Origin of the sequence: Acetobacterium carbinolicum, assembly GCF_047456275.1 — a bacterium.
GTDB lineage: Bacteria > Bacillota > Clostridia > Eubacteriales > Eubacteriaceae > Acetobacterium > Acetobacterium carbinolicum.
In genome coordinates this window covers 2,513,498-2,528,147 of record NZ_CP173357.1, presented here as the reverse complement: position 1 = coordinate 2,528,147, position 14,650 = coordinate 2,513,498, and the positions used below count along the sequence as shown (strand labels likewise).

The window sequence follows — 14,650 nt, the reverse complement described above, 5'->3', positions numbered from 1 at the left end:
TAATTACCATAAATGAGGTGCATGATGAAAGTAATGTCGGTAAGGGGATTGACCCATTCGGGAAAAACAACAGTGATCGAAACCATTATCAGAGGCCTGAGAAGAAGAGGCTATTCGGTGGGATCGGTTAAGGAAATCCACTACGAAGCCTTTATGATGGATCAACCGGGCACCAACACCGATCGTCATAAAGAAGCCGGTGCACAACTGGTGACGGCTCTGGGGATGTATGAAACGGATATTCTCTATCAGGAAAAATTGCCGATCCGAAAGCTGCTGGCTCACTACGACTATGATTATGTGATATTAGAGGGTGTTGACGATCCAACAATCCCTAAAATTATCACCGGACATGATTGCGAAGGTCTTGAGGAGCGCTTAGATGACACGGTTTTTGCATTTTCGGGAGTTATTGCCGACAAACGTAAAGAATATCGGGGAAAAGAAGTGGTTCACTGCCTGAAGGAACCGGACCGTCTGGTTGATCTGGTTCAGCACTATGCGTTTGAGTTGTTACCTGGCTTTACAGAAAAGTGCTGTGGTTTATGTGGCACAGATTGTGCCGGTTTTTGTCGCCAGATTATTACAGGTGAGGTAAAAAGATCGGATTGTCCCCTTAAAGATGATGGGGTAACTCTAAAAATTAATGGACAAGCGATTGTAATGGTGCCCTTTGTTCAAAAACTCATTCAAAACGTCGTGCTCAGTGTGGTTTCAGAATTGGAAGGTTATGAAAAAGGAGCCGATATAAAAATACATATCGGCAGGCCGCAAGTGGATGAATGAGACTAATAAAAAACTATGAAGCCGGCACCTATGAGGTGATCAGGCAATTTAAAAGTAAGAAAAACCGGGTTCGACTGATTAAGATTTCAGATGGTGAACAGGTACTCGAACTGATCGAAAAGAAATTTGCAAAAACAGAATCCCTTGAAAATGAGTTGGCGATGCTAAAACGGCTGAGTGATATGGATTTTAGCGTAGCGCCGTGTCGGGGCCGGTTTGATCGGGTGCTTCTTTATGAATATCTTGAAGGTGTCACCCTTTGTGAAAAACTAGAAGTTGCAGAAGCGCAAGAAACAAGTCGTAGTGGTGATACAGTTATGCCTGGCAAGGAAATAATTGATCTTTTTAAAAAGACCATTGATTGGCTTAATCGACTGCATCAAAAAACTGGCCTGGCTTTTTACGACATTAATCTCAGAAATTTCATTATCCGTGATGGCACAGTTTATGCCATTGATTATGAAGATTTCCAGGCATTAACAGCGGCAGTTGATTATGGAAGACTGCTGGCCTTTACCCTAACCTACAGGCCCAGCTTTACCCAGTGGAAAAAAGCGCTAATCAGTGAACTGGAAGACTATCTAAAGAATCAGATCAAAGCGGATCTAGATGAAATTCGGCTGGAAAAAGAGAAAGAACTTGTGCGTATCAAGAAAAGGAGGGCTAAACTTGTTTGAGAAAAAATTTGAAAAGATGACCCTTTTTGATCTGGTCACCATTGCCATGATGTCAGCTCTGGGTATCGCGGTTAAGGTTGTTCTGGTACCCCTGGTACACATTATTACCGGTCCTTTTTTTATCCCGGGGGGTTCAATTTCCGGGGGAATCTATATGCTTTTTATTGTTTTAGGTGCCATGCTGGTAAAAAAAACCGGAGCGGCCTTTTTGGTTTGTCTGGTACAGGCCATTTTGGTAACCGTTACTGGCACGATGGGTTCTCATGGCATCATGAGTATGATGACCTATTTAATGCCGGGGATGGGGGTGGAAATTCTTTACTTCGTTATCGGAAAATATAAATATACCAAAGGTGGCTGTTTTAGTGCCGGGGTGGTTGCCAATGTGCTCGGTAGCTTTGGGGTTAATTTTGTCTTCTTCCGACTGCCGTTGATTCCGTTACTTTTGACCCTGAGTTTATCAGCCTTGTCCGGGGGACTGGGCGGACTGCTGGCCTACGCTATTGCGAATCAAGTCAATCGTCTCGGTTCGTTCAAGGCGCACGAGGCGGAGGAATCGCTTGATATTCGTCTTAGCGGTGATCCGGGACGAATCGATAAAGAGGAGAAGACCAACTGTGAATAAGGGGAAGGTACAAAAAAAGATCAAATCGATCAAAGTTGGAGACGAGATAGAAAGAAAATGGGAGGCAGCGATGAATCCGATTGAGGTCCACGATCTTTATTTTCGTTATCCTGGCTGTGATACCAATATTCTCCATGGACTGGATTTGAGTCTGAAAACAAATGAAATTTTAGCAGTCGCTGGTTATTCCGGCTGTGGTAAAAGCACCCTGTGTCATATCTTAGCTGGGATCATCCCCAAAACCATCCGGGGAAGAATTCAGGGTGAGGTGACCTTGTTTGGCGAATCGATTTTTGATATGCAAACACCCCGACTAGCCGAAAAGGTGGGAATTGTGTTTCAGGAACCGGATAATCAATTATTTTCTCCCACCATTGAGGCGGAGGTTGCCTTTGGACCCGAAAATCTCTGTGTCAAACGGGAGATTATTGGAGAACGGATCGCGGCGATGCTTCAGTTGGTCGGTATGGAAGAGTTCCGGTTTGAAACGCCCAACAATCTTTCCGGCGGGCAAAAACAACTGATCGCTCTGGCTTCAGTTCTTAGTATGGAGCCGTCGGTACTGCTTTTTGATGAGGCCTTGTCGCAGATCGATACCCGCGGCCGGGAGATGATCAAAGCGGTGATGTTACGCTTACGAGAAGCGGGGAAATCGATTATCATGGTCGAGCATGACTTTGACAATATGGACATTGCCGATCGCATCCTGGTGCTGAAGCATGGTCGGTTGATTCCTTACGAGGGCAGCTTGTAAATCGATCGATCGGTAAAAGTAAAACATATAAGTAAAGCATAAACAATGAACGGAGCCAGTATGGAGAGTTACATTAAACTTGCGGGAATAACCTATGCTTATCCCCGCAGTCGGTTCGCATTAAAAAATATCGATTTATCCCTGAATCGGGGTGAAATTACGGGGATTATCGGCGAAAATGGATCAGGTAAAACGACTCTGGGGAAAATTATCATGGGCATTCTAAAACCTGATTCAGGAAGTATTGAGATTGATGGCGTGGACGGTAAGGCGTTAAAGTTATGTGAACGAGGCGGAAAGATTGGCTATGCCTTTCAAAATCCGGATCGTCAGCTTTTTGCTGCCAGTGTCCAGGACGAAATCACGTTTCCCCTTGAAATCAAGGGACTCGATAAAAAGGTCGCCCATGAAAAGGCCGCCGTGCTGCTAAAACGGTTTGAGCTTAATCAGCTCAAAGATCGGGTGCCGATGCGATTGAGTCGCGGCGAAAAACAGCGTCTGGTGTTGGCGGCAACCATGGCCCAGGAACCCGGGTTTCTGATTTTAGATGAACCCGCAACGGGGCTGGATCGGGACCGCAAAAAAGCATTGTATCAATTGATGGAAGAGCTCGCCGGAGAAGGCATTGGTCTGGCTGTGATTTCCCATGATCTTCAATTTATCAAAGATCATGCCAATCGCATTATCAAGCTGGAAAATGGAGAGGTTGTCAATGATGGCTGCTAGAATCGATCCCCGGACAAAAATAGTTCTGGTCCTCTGTCTGACCTCGATGGTGCTGGTTGTCGAGAATCTGGCCTTTGTTGTGGGAATTGGTATCATTTCAATTGTCTGTGCCCTGCTTATGGGAGTGGAGGTATTGATGCTGATCAAACGGTATCGGCGGATTCTGATACTGATTTTGACGCTCTCCATTGTTCAGAGTGTATTTACACCGGACACGGAGGTATTACTTGAGGTATTTGGAATCCCGCTGCTCACCGCAAAAGGAATTGCCATGGGGGTTAAGACATTTGTCCGGATGCTGGTGATTCTGACTTCAGGGATTATTATGTCGACATCAAACTACCGGGAGACCATTCAGGGTCTGATTCAGTGGAAGGTGCCCTATAAGATTGCTTTTATGACGGCTTTGTCTTTGCGGTTTATCCCCATTTTTACAGAAGAATTTCAGGATTCGATGGTCGCACTTCAGTTAAAGGGCATTGATTTTACAAAGGTTCCCTTTGGTAAAAAAACTCAGATCTATGTCTATCTGATTACTCCCATCATTCTTTCGTCCTTAAAACATGCCGAAGAGATTGCCATTGCCATGGAAAGCAGGGCCTTTGGAGCCTATCCCAATCGGGTCGAATATCTGGTTCTTAAACTAAAAGCCAATGATTATGGGGTGATGATTGCTGCTGTTCTGTTAAGTATCATTTATGTATGGGCAGCTTTAATTATTTGAATAAAGCGATGAAGGAAATTGATGAATAAACAAAATAATAAAAAAAAGAATAAAGGAGAAAGCAATGAAAAAGAGTATAAGTCTGCTTTTCGCCATGATGATGGTACTATTTCTGGCAGTGGGATGCAGTGGAACGGGAGAGAAATCATCCCAGGATGAGACGACATTTTCGGGAACTGCCCAGGTGCGGGTTTTTACCACTGCAGGTGAGCAGTGGATGATCGATGACCAATTGATGTCGAGTGTGCCACTAGTGGCATTTGAAACGACCCAGGGGAAAAATGGTGAAGAGCCAACCACCAATGACCATGTGGGAATTCTCTTAAAGGATATTCTAACCGAAGCCGGTGTGGACATAAGCACGGTTAATCAGATCACCTGTACTTCTCAGGATGGTTTTTCAAAGGCCTACAGCAAAACCGATTTGGAAGATCCGGAAAAACTTTTTCTGACCTTTGCAATGGATGGTGAAAATTTGACCTATGAAAATCAGGAGTGTTTTTTTATCGTTGCCAAGAATGAAAGTTTTAAACAAAACTGGACAAAGTTCTTAAAAGAAATAAAAATTAACTAATAGAAGAGTGCTTGATAAGAGAAAGAGAGGGAAAAATGAAAAAGGGTTATATAGGGCTGCTTGCTTGTCTGATTGTGGTTATGTTAGCGGGCTGTACCAGTGGTGTTCATTATGAAGCAGGTAGTTATGTGGGGTCGGCGCAAGGGAAAAATGGTCCCATCAAGGTGGAGGTGACCTTTTCTGAAAATAAAATTGAATCGGTACAAGTAGTTTCTCACAAGGATGATCTTGACTATGCAACCAAAGCGGTCGATGGGATGCCGGAAATCATTATAAATAAACAACGTCTGGATGTCGATGCTGTTTCAGGAGCGACGCTGACCAGCCGGGGCATTATTGGTGCAGTGGCTCAATGTGTGACCGACGCCGGAGTTGACCCCCAAAAGCTGGGCTACGCATCCGTGGATAAGAAAACCGATAGTCAAGTAGTAGAGATTACCGGTCTGGCGGAAGAACAGATTATTACTGGCGATGAGATTAAGGCTATGACCCCCGTGTCCTTTGATGCTGTGGCTGTGGATGCCAGCGGGACCGAAACCCCCACCACCGGCATCGGCGTCAGATTAGAGGACATTCTGGCCCAATATGGGGCATCGCAAAAGAACTTTGATGCCATTGTATTAAATGCCACGGATGGTTACGCTATTGAAATCCCCCGCGATGTCTTGGCCATTCGGGATGTGATTATTGCTTACGAAATAAATGGTGCCGCCACTGATCTACGAACCGTGGTGCCAGATGAACGGGCCATGTATTGGGTGAAATTCCTCAATAAAATTGAGCTTAAAGGTTTGGTAACCCAAATAGAAACTAAAAACCTGGCGATGATGGAAACGGCTCTGCTACTGTGCACACCAGAAGAATATAAGTATTATGATGCCATCGATCAGGCTGTTCCCACGAGTCAACTGCTTGAAAAAACTGGCGGTCTCAAGACCGATACAGTCGAAGTGGCTGGAATAGATGGGTGGGCCAGAACGGAGACCTATGATCTCTATAATAATCAGTATCTTAAAACGACCGGAGAGGATGCACCGATGTTTATCGGCCCGGATCTTCCCGAAGGGATGCGGATGAAGGACGTGCTCTATAATAAACTGGGTGAAGATTTGATTTTAAGTGTTACCAACGCCGAGCAAAAATATGGGACCACCACCATCAATGGTCGCACCGGAGTCGCCATTGAGAAAATATTTCAGGAGCTAAAAATAGCAGAAACAGCCAGGTACAAGCTGATCGGTTCGGATGGCTATGAAGCAGAGATTTCTCTGGAAAAATTAAAAACAGGAATTCTCACCCTTTCTGAGAGTGGTGTTGACACCGTTTTTGAAACACCGGAAGCGGCATCGGTAAAAGGTCTGCTGTTTATTAAAGCACTTCAGTAGGTGACGGGATGAAAACCCACGTAAGAAAAATTCAGATCATCGTTTTTTTGATTCTGCTCATGGTTATTCTTTCGGGATGTGATTATCAGGGATTGGGCGGTGAGTACCCTGAAAGCTTTAAAATCAGCGGGGATGTCGAGACCCCGCTGACTGTCAATACGATGATGGGATATCCCATCATGCGAGTTACCCGAGATGAAAATAATTATACTGCCATTGCCTTAAAACAGGTGATTGACGAAGCAGTCCCCAGGTCAAAGAGCTATGATCTGCTGTTAATTGGCGAAGATGGTTTGTCCTCCAAAATAAGTGGCGCTGATCTTAGTGGTTGTCATTTGAGTTATTCAAGTCGTTATGACTGGGAACTGATCAATACCCTCCATCCCATTTCCAGTCAGATTAAAAATCTGAGCACCATTATTGTTATTTCCACTGATTTAGCAGATGATAAACAGGCGATCGGAATTGATGACCAGCAGGGATATCGACAAACAAGTGCCGGGAATCTTTTTCTTGAGGGCTTTACCGAAAAACGAATTTTTGAAGGTCAGTCTGAATTAAAGGGCAGAACCGTTACCGTGTATACGACCCACAAGCAGATTTTACCCGAGCAACTTCTTAATTACCAGACCGAATTTGCAGTGTTTGGACGGGATGGTAGCATCAAATTTGATAAAAAAAGCGATAAGAACTATTTTGAAATCAGCGAAACCACGATCAGCTTTACCGCTTCGGATCTTACAACCATCGATGATGTTGCTGGTGTTTTAGCTGATCCGCCTCGGGTTTCAATTACAGATGTGGCTTCGGATACCATCCATCAGCTTGACAAAGGAAATAATGTGATGGTTATTGAACTCGACGGTCTGAGCTGGACGATGCTAAAAACAGCAGGTGAGCAGGGAAAAGCACCCTACTTGTCCAGTTTGACCGCCCAGCAGGCCTTATCTGTCTATCCGCCGATTTCTCCGGTCGGACTGGCGGCGATGATTACCGGAACGCTTCCAAGCAGCAATGGGATTAAAGACCGGGAAGTCATGGATTTTAACGGAATGGATATTTTTGAGAGAGCCCTGACTCTGGGTAAAACGGTGGCCTACATTGAAGGCGACATCAAAATGCTCAATACTTCCATCGAGCCGGTCCTTTCGGTTAACGAGGGCGATCAGGATAGCCAGGTTTTTAAAAATTCTCAAAAGGCGATTACAGAGAAAAACCAACTGATCTTCACGCATTTCCACAGCATTGATGATGATGCGACCACCTATGGCCCATATTCTCAGGAGGCAATCGAGCAGATTTTCCAGGTGGATAGGATGGTTTTGGAACTGACCCGAGAATTTAAGGGAACGGTTATTATTACCGCTGACCACGGGCTCCATCCTACCAGTTCAGGGGGAAGCCATGGCAGGATCTGTTATGAAGATATGCAAGTGCCCTATATCGTGATTAAAACCGAACCGGTATCATAAAAGAGATTGGTTCGCAGGCTAATCAATAATTGAGCAATAAGAAAAAAGAGATTTCGGTGTTGTTAGAATGAGCAAACAAGCCAACTTTTAATCGCTCTAAAAACGAACAAATGATCAAATAACGAACGTTAGTTAAAAAGTAAACGCTCAAAATAAGCACAAATACAAATCCATGATTTTTAAAAAGCCCATAAATTGGGCTTTTTTTAATTTGGCACGATTATTGCGTTATTAATTGGTGTCAGACTGACAACGAAGACAGATATCAAACAAATGGAGGAAATACAATGAAGGTAGTACCTGTTCGGGAATCAGTGGGAATGTTTTTGGCTCATGATATGACCCAGATCATCCCCGGGGAGTTTAAAGGCGCAGCATTTAAAAAAGGGCACATTGTCAAAGAAGAAGACATTCCCCGATTAATGAACATGGGAAAAGAACATATTGCCATTATTGAGTATGGTGATGGAACAATCCATGAAGATGATGCGGCACTACGATTGGGACAGGCAGCAGCGGGTAGCGGTGTGGAATATGTAGGTGCTTCTGAAGGTAAGGTGACGATGACAGCAACTCGAAATGGATTGCTTAAGATCAATGTTTCGGTACTTCAGGAAATAAACGAACTGGGTGAAATGATGATGGCCACGCTCCATACCGATACGATGGTGGCAAAGGGAACCCTGGTCGGATCGACCCGGATCATTCCGCTTTCTATTGAAAATGAAAAACTGATTACGATGGAAAAGTTATGTGCAAGTAGTAAACCGATTGTAGAAGTGCTGCCACTGAAAAGATTTAAAGTGGGCGTTGTGACCACCGGTAATGAGATTTTTTATGGTCGGATTGAAGACAAGTTTGGAGATGTAATCAGAGAAAAGTTCGCGGAACTTGATTCCTACGTATTTAAACAAGTGTTTTCCCGGGATGACTCGGATATGATTGCCCAATGTATCCTTGATTTAATCGAAGAAGGGGCAGACATTGTTACCGTAACCGGTGGAATGTCAGTGGATCCGGATGATGTAACACCAGAGGGGATTAGGAAAACAGGAGCCAAGTTTGTCTCCTATGGTGCACCAACCTTGCCCGGAGCCATGTTTTTGCTTTCATATCTGGGGGATATTCCCGTTTTGGGATTACCCGGATGTATTATGTACAGCCGCCGGACGGTGTTTGATCTGGTGGTACCTAAATTGATGGTCGGCGAAAGATTAACTCCCAAAGACATCTCAAAGTTGGGACACGGCGGACTATGTTCCACCTGTCCGGACTGTCATTATCCCAATTGTGGATTTGGAAAAGGTTGATCTTTGCATCCATATAGTAACTTTTAATATTTTAAGGAGGATTTCACGTGGAAAAAAAGACATTATTTATTAACGGGATTCAAAGGACGGTAATTGTCGATCCGGAAACAACATTGGCAAATTTAATCAGAAAACAGCAGGGGTTAACCGGAACAAAGGTAGGATGCGGAAAAGCTGAATGCGGCGCCTGCTCAGTTATTTTAAATGGCAAAGTGGTACGGTCTTGTGTAACAAAGATGAAGCGGGTTGACGATGAGTCTAAAATCATCACCATTGAGGGCGTTGGAACGCACGATAATCTGCATCCGCTACAATTATCATGGATGGTAAATGGAGCAGCCCAATGTGGTTTCTGTTCACCTGGATTTATTGTTTCGGCAAAAGCATTGCTGGAAGAAAATGCCAGTCCTACCCGTGAAGAAGTGCGGGCATGGTTCCAAAAACATCGAAATGTTTGCCGTTGTACCGGTTATATCCCCATTATTGATGCGGTTATGGACGCAGCCAAACTGATGCGTGGCGAAATTAATAAAGAAGACCTGTGGTTCCAATTAAAAGAAGGTGCATCCATTATGGGGTCGAATATGGTTCGACCATCTGCTCTGGCAAAAGTTACCGGAACCTGGGACTTTGGTGCCGATTTAGGATTAAAAATGCCTGAAAACACCTTACATATAAAATTGGTTCAAGCTCAGGTTTCTCATGCCAATCTGATTTCTGTCGATACCTCAGAAGCTGAAAAAATGGAAGGTGTCTTTAAAGTCATCACCGCAAAAGATGTTCCTGGAACCAACCGTATTAACGGTCTGGCATTCCCAACGAACTTAGGCGATGGTCTGGAACGTCCGATTTTAAATGATAAGAAAATCTTCCAGTTTGGAGATGCCATCGCGATGGTTCTGGCCGATACCCCGGAACAGGCAGAAGCAGCAGCAGCAAAAGTCGTTGTTGAAGTTGAAGAATTATTACCATACATGAGTGCGCCGGCAGCGATGGCCGATGATGCCATTGAAATTCATCCGGGCACACCAAACATTTATTTTAAAACCAATATCGTTAAAGGTGATGAAACGGCGCCATTAATGGATAAATTACCAAATATCATTGAAGACGACTTTTATGTTGGCCGTCAACCCCATTTACCATTAGAGCCAGATGTTGGGTTTGCCTATTTTGATGAAGAAGATAATCTGATGGTACATTCTAAGAGCATTGCCCTTCATTTCCACCAATTAATGACTGCCGAAGCGATTGGTGTTGATCCGACCAAATATTTCATCGTTCAGAACCCAACCGGGGGAACCTTTGGTTATAAATTCAGCCCAACCATTGAAGGCTTGCTGGGTGTAGCGGCACTGGTTACTAAAAGACCGGTTTACCTGGAATTCAACATGTACCAACAAATTACTTATACCGGAAAACGTTCACCATTCTTTATGAATGTAAAAATGGCGGCTGATGAAAAAGGAATTCTTAAAGCGATGGAAACCGATTGGTCTTGTGATCATGGTCCATATTGCGAATTTGGAGATCTGGTAACGACCCGTGGTTCACAATTTATCGGTGCCGGCTACAACATTCCCAATATTCGCGGCGAAGGACGAACAGTTGCCACTAACCATGCATGGGGTTCAGCATTCCGAGGCTATGGCTCACCACAGAGTTTGTTCGCTTCTGAAACCTTAATTGACATGCTGGCTGATCAAATGGGCGAAGACCCATTGGAACTGCGATATAAAAATGTTTATCGTGAAGGTGATACTACCCCACAAGGTTGTCCACCAGACGTTATTGCTTTACCACAGGCGATTGATACGATTCGACCGATTTATCAGGCTGCTAAAGCAAAAGCCGAGGACCTGAACGCAAAAGGCGGAGATACTAAACACGGCGTGGGAATTTCACTTAATATCTATGGTTGTGGTCTCGATGGTCCTGACTCTGCTGAAATGTGGATAGAGTTAACACCAAATGGCGTAACAGTAGGAGATTCATGGGAAGATCATGGCCAGGGTGCTGACATGGGGACATTGACATTTGCTCACGAAACGTTAAAACCATTGGGGATCAAACCAGAACAAATCAAATTGATCATGAATAACATGAAACTGACACCAAACAGTGGACCAGCCGGTGGAAGCCGTTCAAATGTTATGGTTGGTAATGCTATCAAAGTAGGCTGTGAAAACTTACTGGCAGCCATGAAAAAAGCAGATGGCAGCTTTAGAACCTACGATGAAATGGTAGCAGAAGGTTTGCCATTACGTTATGAAGGCGTTTGGACGGCACCTTGTACGGCGCCATCGGTTGAAACCAGCCAGGGAAATCCATTCCCAGTTTATATGTATGGGGTATTATTATCAGAAGTTTCTGTTGATACCACAACCGGAAAAACGCATGTCGACAAATTGACCCTTGTATCTGACTGCGGAACCATTACCAATAAAACCGTACTTGAAGGTCAGTTGTGGGGCGGTTTAACTCAGGGGATTGGCTTAGCCTTAAGCGAAGACTTTGAAGATCTAAAAAAACATACTACCCTGACCGGTTGCGGTATTCCTCAAGTGAAGGATGTTCCAGATGAAATTGTTCTGATTCATCAGGAAACGCATCGTCCATTGGGACCATACGGAGCTGCTGGTGCTGGTGAAATGCCATTATCTGCACCACATGCATCCATATGTAATGCGATTTTTAATGCCTGTGGCGTTCGCATCAAACATTTACCAGCTTATCCAGAAAAAGTACTAGAAGGTTTAGAAGCCTTAAAATAAGTAGTCCAAGTCTCATTGCCAAAGGAATTGAAAGCTTCTAAGCTTTCAATTCCTATTTCAAATTAATCGGTTAGTAACACCAAACTTTGGTGTTTGTTTCTATGATGCAATTGGGTTAAATTACGAGCTTAGCTTTAACGAAAGTGTCAAACGCTCATTATTATGGCGTTTTGTGAATTGTATATAGAAACAGACATCAGAACGCGTTATGGTGATGATGTTTAATTATTAATGTATCGCTTGAATAATGAAAAGAGGAGACCAACTATGAATTTAGATAAATTATTGGAAACTGGGGATCGTTGTATTCATAAAGAACCCCCACCCTGTACAGCCCAGTGTCCGATTCATCTGGAAGTTATTGATTTTTTATCGGAAATAGAAAAAGGGAACTTTCAGAATGCCTATAAGTTGATGGAAAAAAAAATGCCTTTTCACAAAATTATCGGAAGAATCTGCGATCATCCCTGCGAAGCGCCCTGTGAAAGAAGCAAGGCTGGCGGTTCTATTCGGATATCAGATCTTGAAAAAGCGGTGCTGGAATATGGTGGCTATAAACCTAAAAAAGTCTGGCCACTTCCCAAAAACAAAGGAAAGGTTGCCATTGTCGGGGGCGGTTTAAGTGGCTTAACTGCTGCGGTTGATCTGGACAAAAAAGGTTACATAGTTACAATCTTTGAAAAAACCAATCGACTGGGTGGACGGCTGTGGGATTTTGTGGGCAATTCATTGACTGAAGCATTACTAAACCAAGAATTAAAAGCAGTTGTTGATAAAAAAATCGCTATCCATTTAGAAAACAATGTCGATCAAAACAAACTAACACAGCTTCTAACTGAATATGACGCAGTTTATCTGGGAACATCTAACTGGGAAGAACCAATTAAATATCATCCAATTACCTTTCAGGTCGGCGATTTCTCCCTCTTTGTCGGCGGGCAGCTGGTGAGTCAAACAGATTCAGTGATCTTCTCGGCCAGTTCCGGGAGACGGGCGGCCATTTCCATTGAGCGTTACTTGTCAAAGGTGTCCCTCACCGATTCCAGAGACCGGGAAGGCGTCTTTGAAACGCCGCTTCAATTTGATATCAGCTCGAAAGAGCCACTCTCCCCGATTGCAAAATCTACTGCAATTTACAGCCAGGAAGAAGCCATGGAGGAGGCTAAACGCTGTGTTAAATGTCAGTGTCGAAAATGTATTGAAGGCTGTGTTCATCTACGAAAATTTGACATTTCGCCAGATGCCTATATCCGGCAGATCAATCACAATGAACGGATTATTTTAGGAACTCATTATGCCAATAAAATGATTAATTCCTGCGCCGAATGCGGTCTCTGCAAAGAAGCGTGTTTTCTGGACATTAGTATGAACGATGTGATTCACGAAACCCGGGAAAGTATGGTGGAACGGGGAAAGATGCCAATCACGGCCCATGACTTTGCCTTAAAGGACATGGCCTTTTCAAATAGCTCTCGTTTTTCTCTGGTGCGCAAACAACCGAGCAAAGAAGAGTCCAAAGATCTGTTTTATTATCCGCTGATTTCCTTTTCTGATTATGTTAAAGGATTATATAAGGGCACCGGGAATACGGAGTATCTCTTTTATCCCGGTTGTCAGTTGCCGGCATCCTATCCGGATGATATTAAAAGTATCTATGAGTACCTGGTCGGCCATGTCAACGGCGATGTCGGTATTTATCTGGGCTGTTGCGGTGCCCCGGCTGATTGGGCTGGACAACAGGGTTTGATGAGCGAAAATATTGAAGCGATTAAAAAAGTCTGGGTAGATCTGGAACGACCAACCTTTATTTTGGCCTGTTCCAGTTGTATGCGTATTTTTAAAAAGTATTTACCGGAAATTAAAGTTGTGTCACTCTGGGATATTTATGTCCGCGAGGGTTTACCTAACAAAGATCACATTAAAATTCCGCAGACCTTGAGCGTTCACGATGCCTGTGGTACCCGCGAAAACAGTGATCTTCACGAGAGTGTCCGAAAGATTGTTTCTAAACTGGGATACGGGATAAAAGAATTGGAATACACCAAAGAAAAAACAAAATGCTGCGGATATGGCGGACTAGTTTATTACGCCAACCGGGAGCAGTCCGACGCTTTTGTTCATGAGCGCATCGGCGAAAGCGAGAATGACCTGCTGGTTTATTGTGCCATGTGCAAGGATCTTTTTGTTTCTGGTGGCAAACGAACTTATCATTTGCTGGATTTGATTTATCCTAAAGACGATGGCGACGCTGCTACCCGCAAAATGCCAACCTTGTCGGAGCGTCATCAGAACAGAAGTCGGGTCAAACAAATTCTTTTAAAAGAAATCTGGAGAGAGGAACCTATAGAAGACATAATGGAAGATAATCTTACCCTGATCATCCCCGAAGAGGTAAAAAAGAACATTGAGGATCGGTATATCTTGATGGAAGATATCCAGGCAGTGCTTAAGAATGCCGAGGCGAAAAATGAACGTTTTTGCAACCCGGAAACCCATGAATATTTGGCTAAGTTAAGACGGGATAGTGTCACCTTTTGGGTGAAATATCAAAAGGATGAAAAAAACTATCTGATTAAAAGTATTTACAGCCATCGTATGGAAATAGTGGAGGAGGATGGAAATAGTGGAGAGCAAAAATGAAACATGTAAGTGATGATAAAGTCAAATGGTTATGTGATAAATGCCAACGAGAACTGGTGCTGTCTAAGGTTAAGGTACGCTATCTGGAAGGTAATTTTGAAGTGGATCTGATGAAATGTCCGACGTGTAATCAGGTATTTATTGATGAAGCTTTGGCCCTGGGAAAGATGAAGGAAGTGGAAGAAGGTCTGGAGGATAAATAA

At 43.7% G+C, this 14,650-nt stretch carries 13 protein-coding genes; all 13 read left to right on the top strand.

What is annotated here, in order from left to right; genetic code table 11:
- Positions 1-21 precede the first annotated feature (21 nt).
- A complete protein-coding gene (locus ACIZ62_RS11695; protein ID WP_322519694.1) occupies positions 22-786 on the top strand; it encodes a molybdopterin-guanine dinucleotide biosynthesis protein MobB in 765 nt (254 codons plus the stop codon).
- Positions 783-1,463, top strand: coding sequence for a hypothetical protein (locus tag ACIZ62_RS11690; RefSeq protein ID WP_111886481.1), 681 nt, complete (start codon positions 783-785; stop codon positions 1,461-1,463). Before ACIZ62_RS11695 ends, ACIZ62_RS11690 begins: the two co-directional genes overlap by 4 nt.
- A complete protein-coding gene (locus tag ACIZ62_RS11685) occupies positions 1,456-2,088 on the top strand; it encodes an ECF transporter S component (RefSeq protein ID WP_242988553.1) in 633 nt (210 codons plus the stop codon). The genes ACIZ62_RS11690 and ACIZ62_RS11685 overlap by 8 nt, the downstream gene beginning before the upstream one ends.
- Positions 2,081-2,842, top strand: coding sequence for an energy-coupling factor ABC transporter ATP-binding protein (locus tag ACIZ62_RS11680; RefSeq protein WP_242988554.1), 762 nt, complete (start codon positions 2,081-2,083; stop codon positions 2,840-2,842). The genes ACIZ62_RS11685 and ACIZ62_RS11680 overlap by 8 nt, the downstream gene beginning before the upstream one ends.
- Before the next feature lie 45 nt (positions 2,843-2,887).
- Entirely contained in the window at positions 2,888-3,568 is a 681-nt protein-coding gene (locus tag ACIZ62_RS11675; RefSeq protein ID WP_414150204.1) for an energy-coupling factor ABC transporter ATP-binding protein, read from the top strand.
- The gene (locus ACIZ62_RS11670) at positions 3,555-4,292 is read left to right on the top strand and encodes an energy-coupling factor transporter transmembrane component T family protein (RefSeq protein ID WP_414150203.1); all 738 of its coding nucleotides are present in this window, start codon (positions 3,555-3,557) and stop codon (positions 4,290-4,292) included. Before ACIZ62_RS11675 ends, ACIZ62_RS11670 begins: the two co-directional genes overlap by 14 nt.
- A 64-nt stretch (positions 4,293-4,356) precedes the next feature.
- Positions 4,357-4,866, top strand: a complete 510-nt coding sequence (locus ACIZ62_RS11665; RefSeq protein WP_414150202.1) for a hypothetical protein — start codon at positions 4,357-4,359, stop codon at positions 4,864-4,866.
- Positions 4,867-4,901: 35 nt separating this feature from the next.
- On the top strand, positions 4,902-6,251 hold the full coding sequence (locus tag ACIZ62_RS11660) for an FMN-binding protein (RefSeq protein ID WP_414150201.1): 1,350 nt from the start codon (positions 4,902-4,904) through the stop codon (positions 6,249-6,251).
- A gap of 8 nt (positions 6,252-6,259) precedes the next feature.
- Entirely contained in the window at positions 6,260-7,723 is a 1,464-nt protein-coding gene (locus tag ACIZ62_RS11655) for an alkaline phosphatase family protein (RefSeq protein ID WP_414150200.1), read from the top strand.
- A gap of 287 nt (positions 7,724-8,010) precedes the next feature.
- A complete protein-coding gene (locus ACIZ62_RS11650; RefSeq protein WP_111886488.1) occupies positions 8,011-9,033 on the top strand; it encodes a molybdopterin-binding protein in 1,023 nt (340 codons plus the stop codon).
- A gap of 47 nt (positions 9,034-9,080) precedes the next feature.
- Positions 9,081-11,807 carry a molybdopterin-dependent aldehyde oxidoreductase gene (locus ACIZ62_RS11645; RefSeq protein ID WP_111886489.1) on the top strand — a complete coding sequence of 909 codons (2,727 nt, stop codon included), beginning with the start codon at positions 9,081-9,083 and terminating at the stop codon, positions 11,805-11,807.
- Between the two features lie 267 nt (positions 11,808-12,074).
- A complete protein-coding gene (locus tag ACIZ62_RS11640) occupies positions 12,075-14,447 on the top strand; it encodes a pyridine nucleotide-disulfide oxidoreductase/dicluster-binding protein (protein ID WP_414150199.1) in 2,373 nt (790 codons plus the stop codon).
- Positions 14,444-14,650: a DVU_1557 family redox protein gene (locus ACIZ62_RS11635; RefSeq protein WP_111886491.1), complete on the top strand. Its 207-nt coding sequence runs from the start codon at positions 14,444-14,446 to the stop codon at positions 14,648-14,650. The genes ACIZ62_RS11640 and ACIZ62_RS11635 overlap by 4 nt, the downstream gene beginning before the upstream one ends.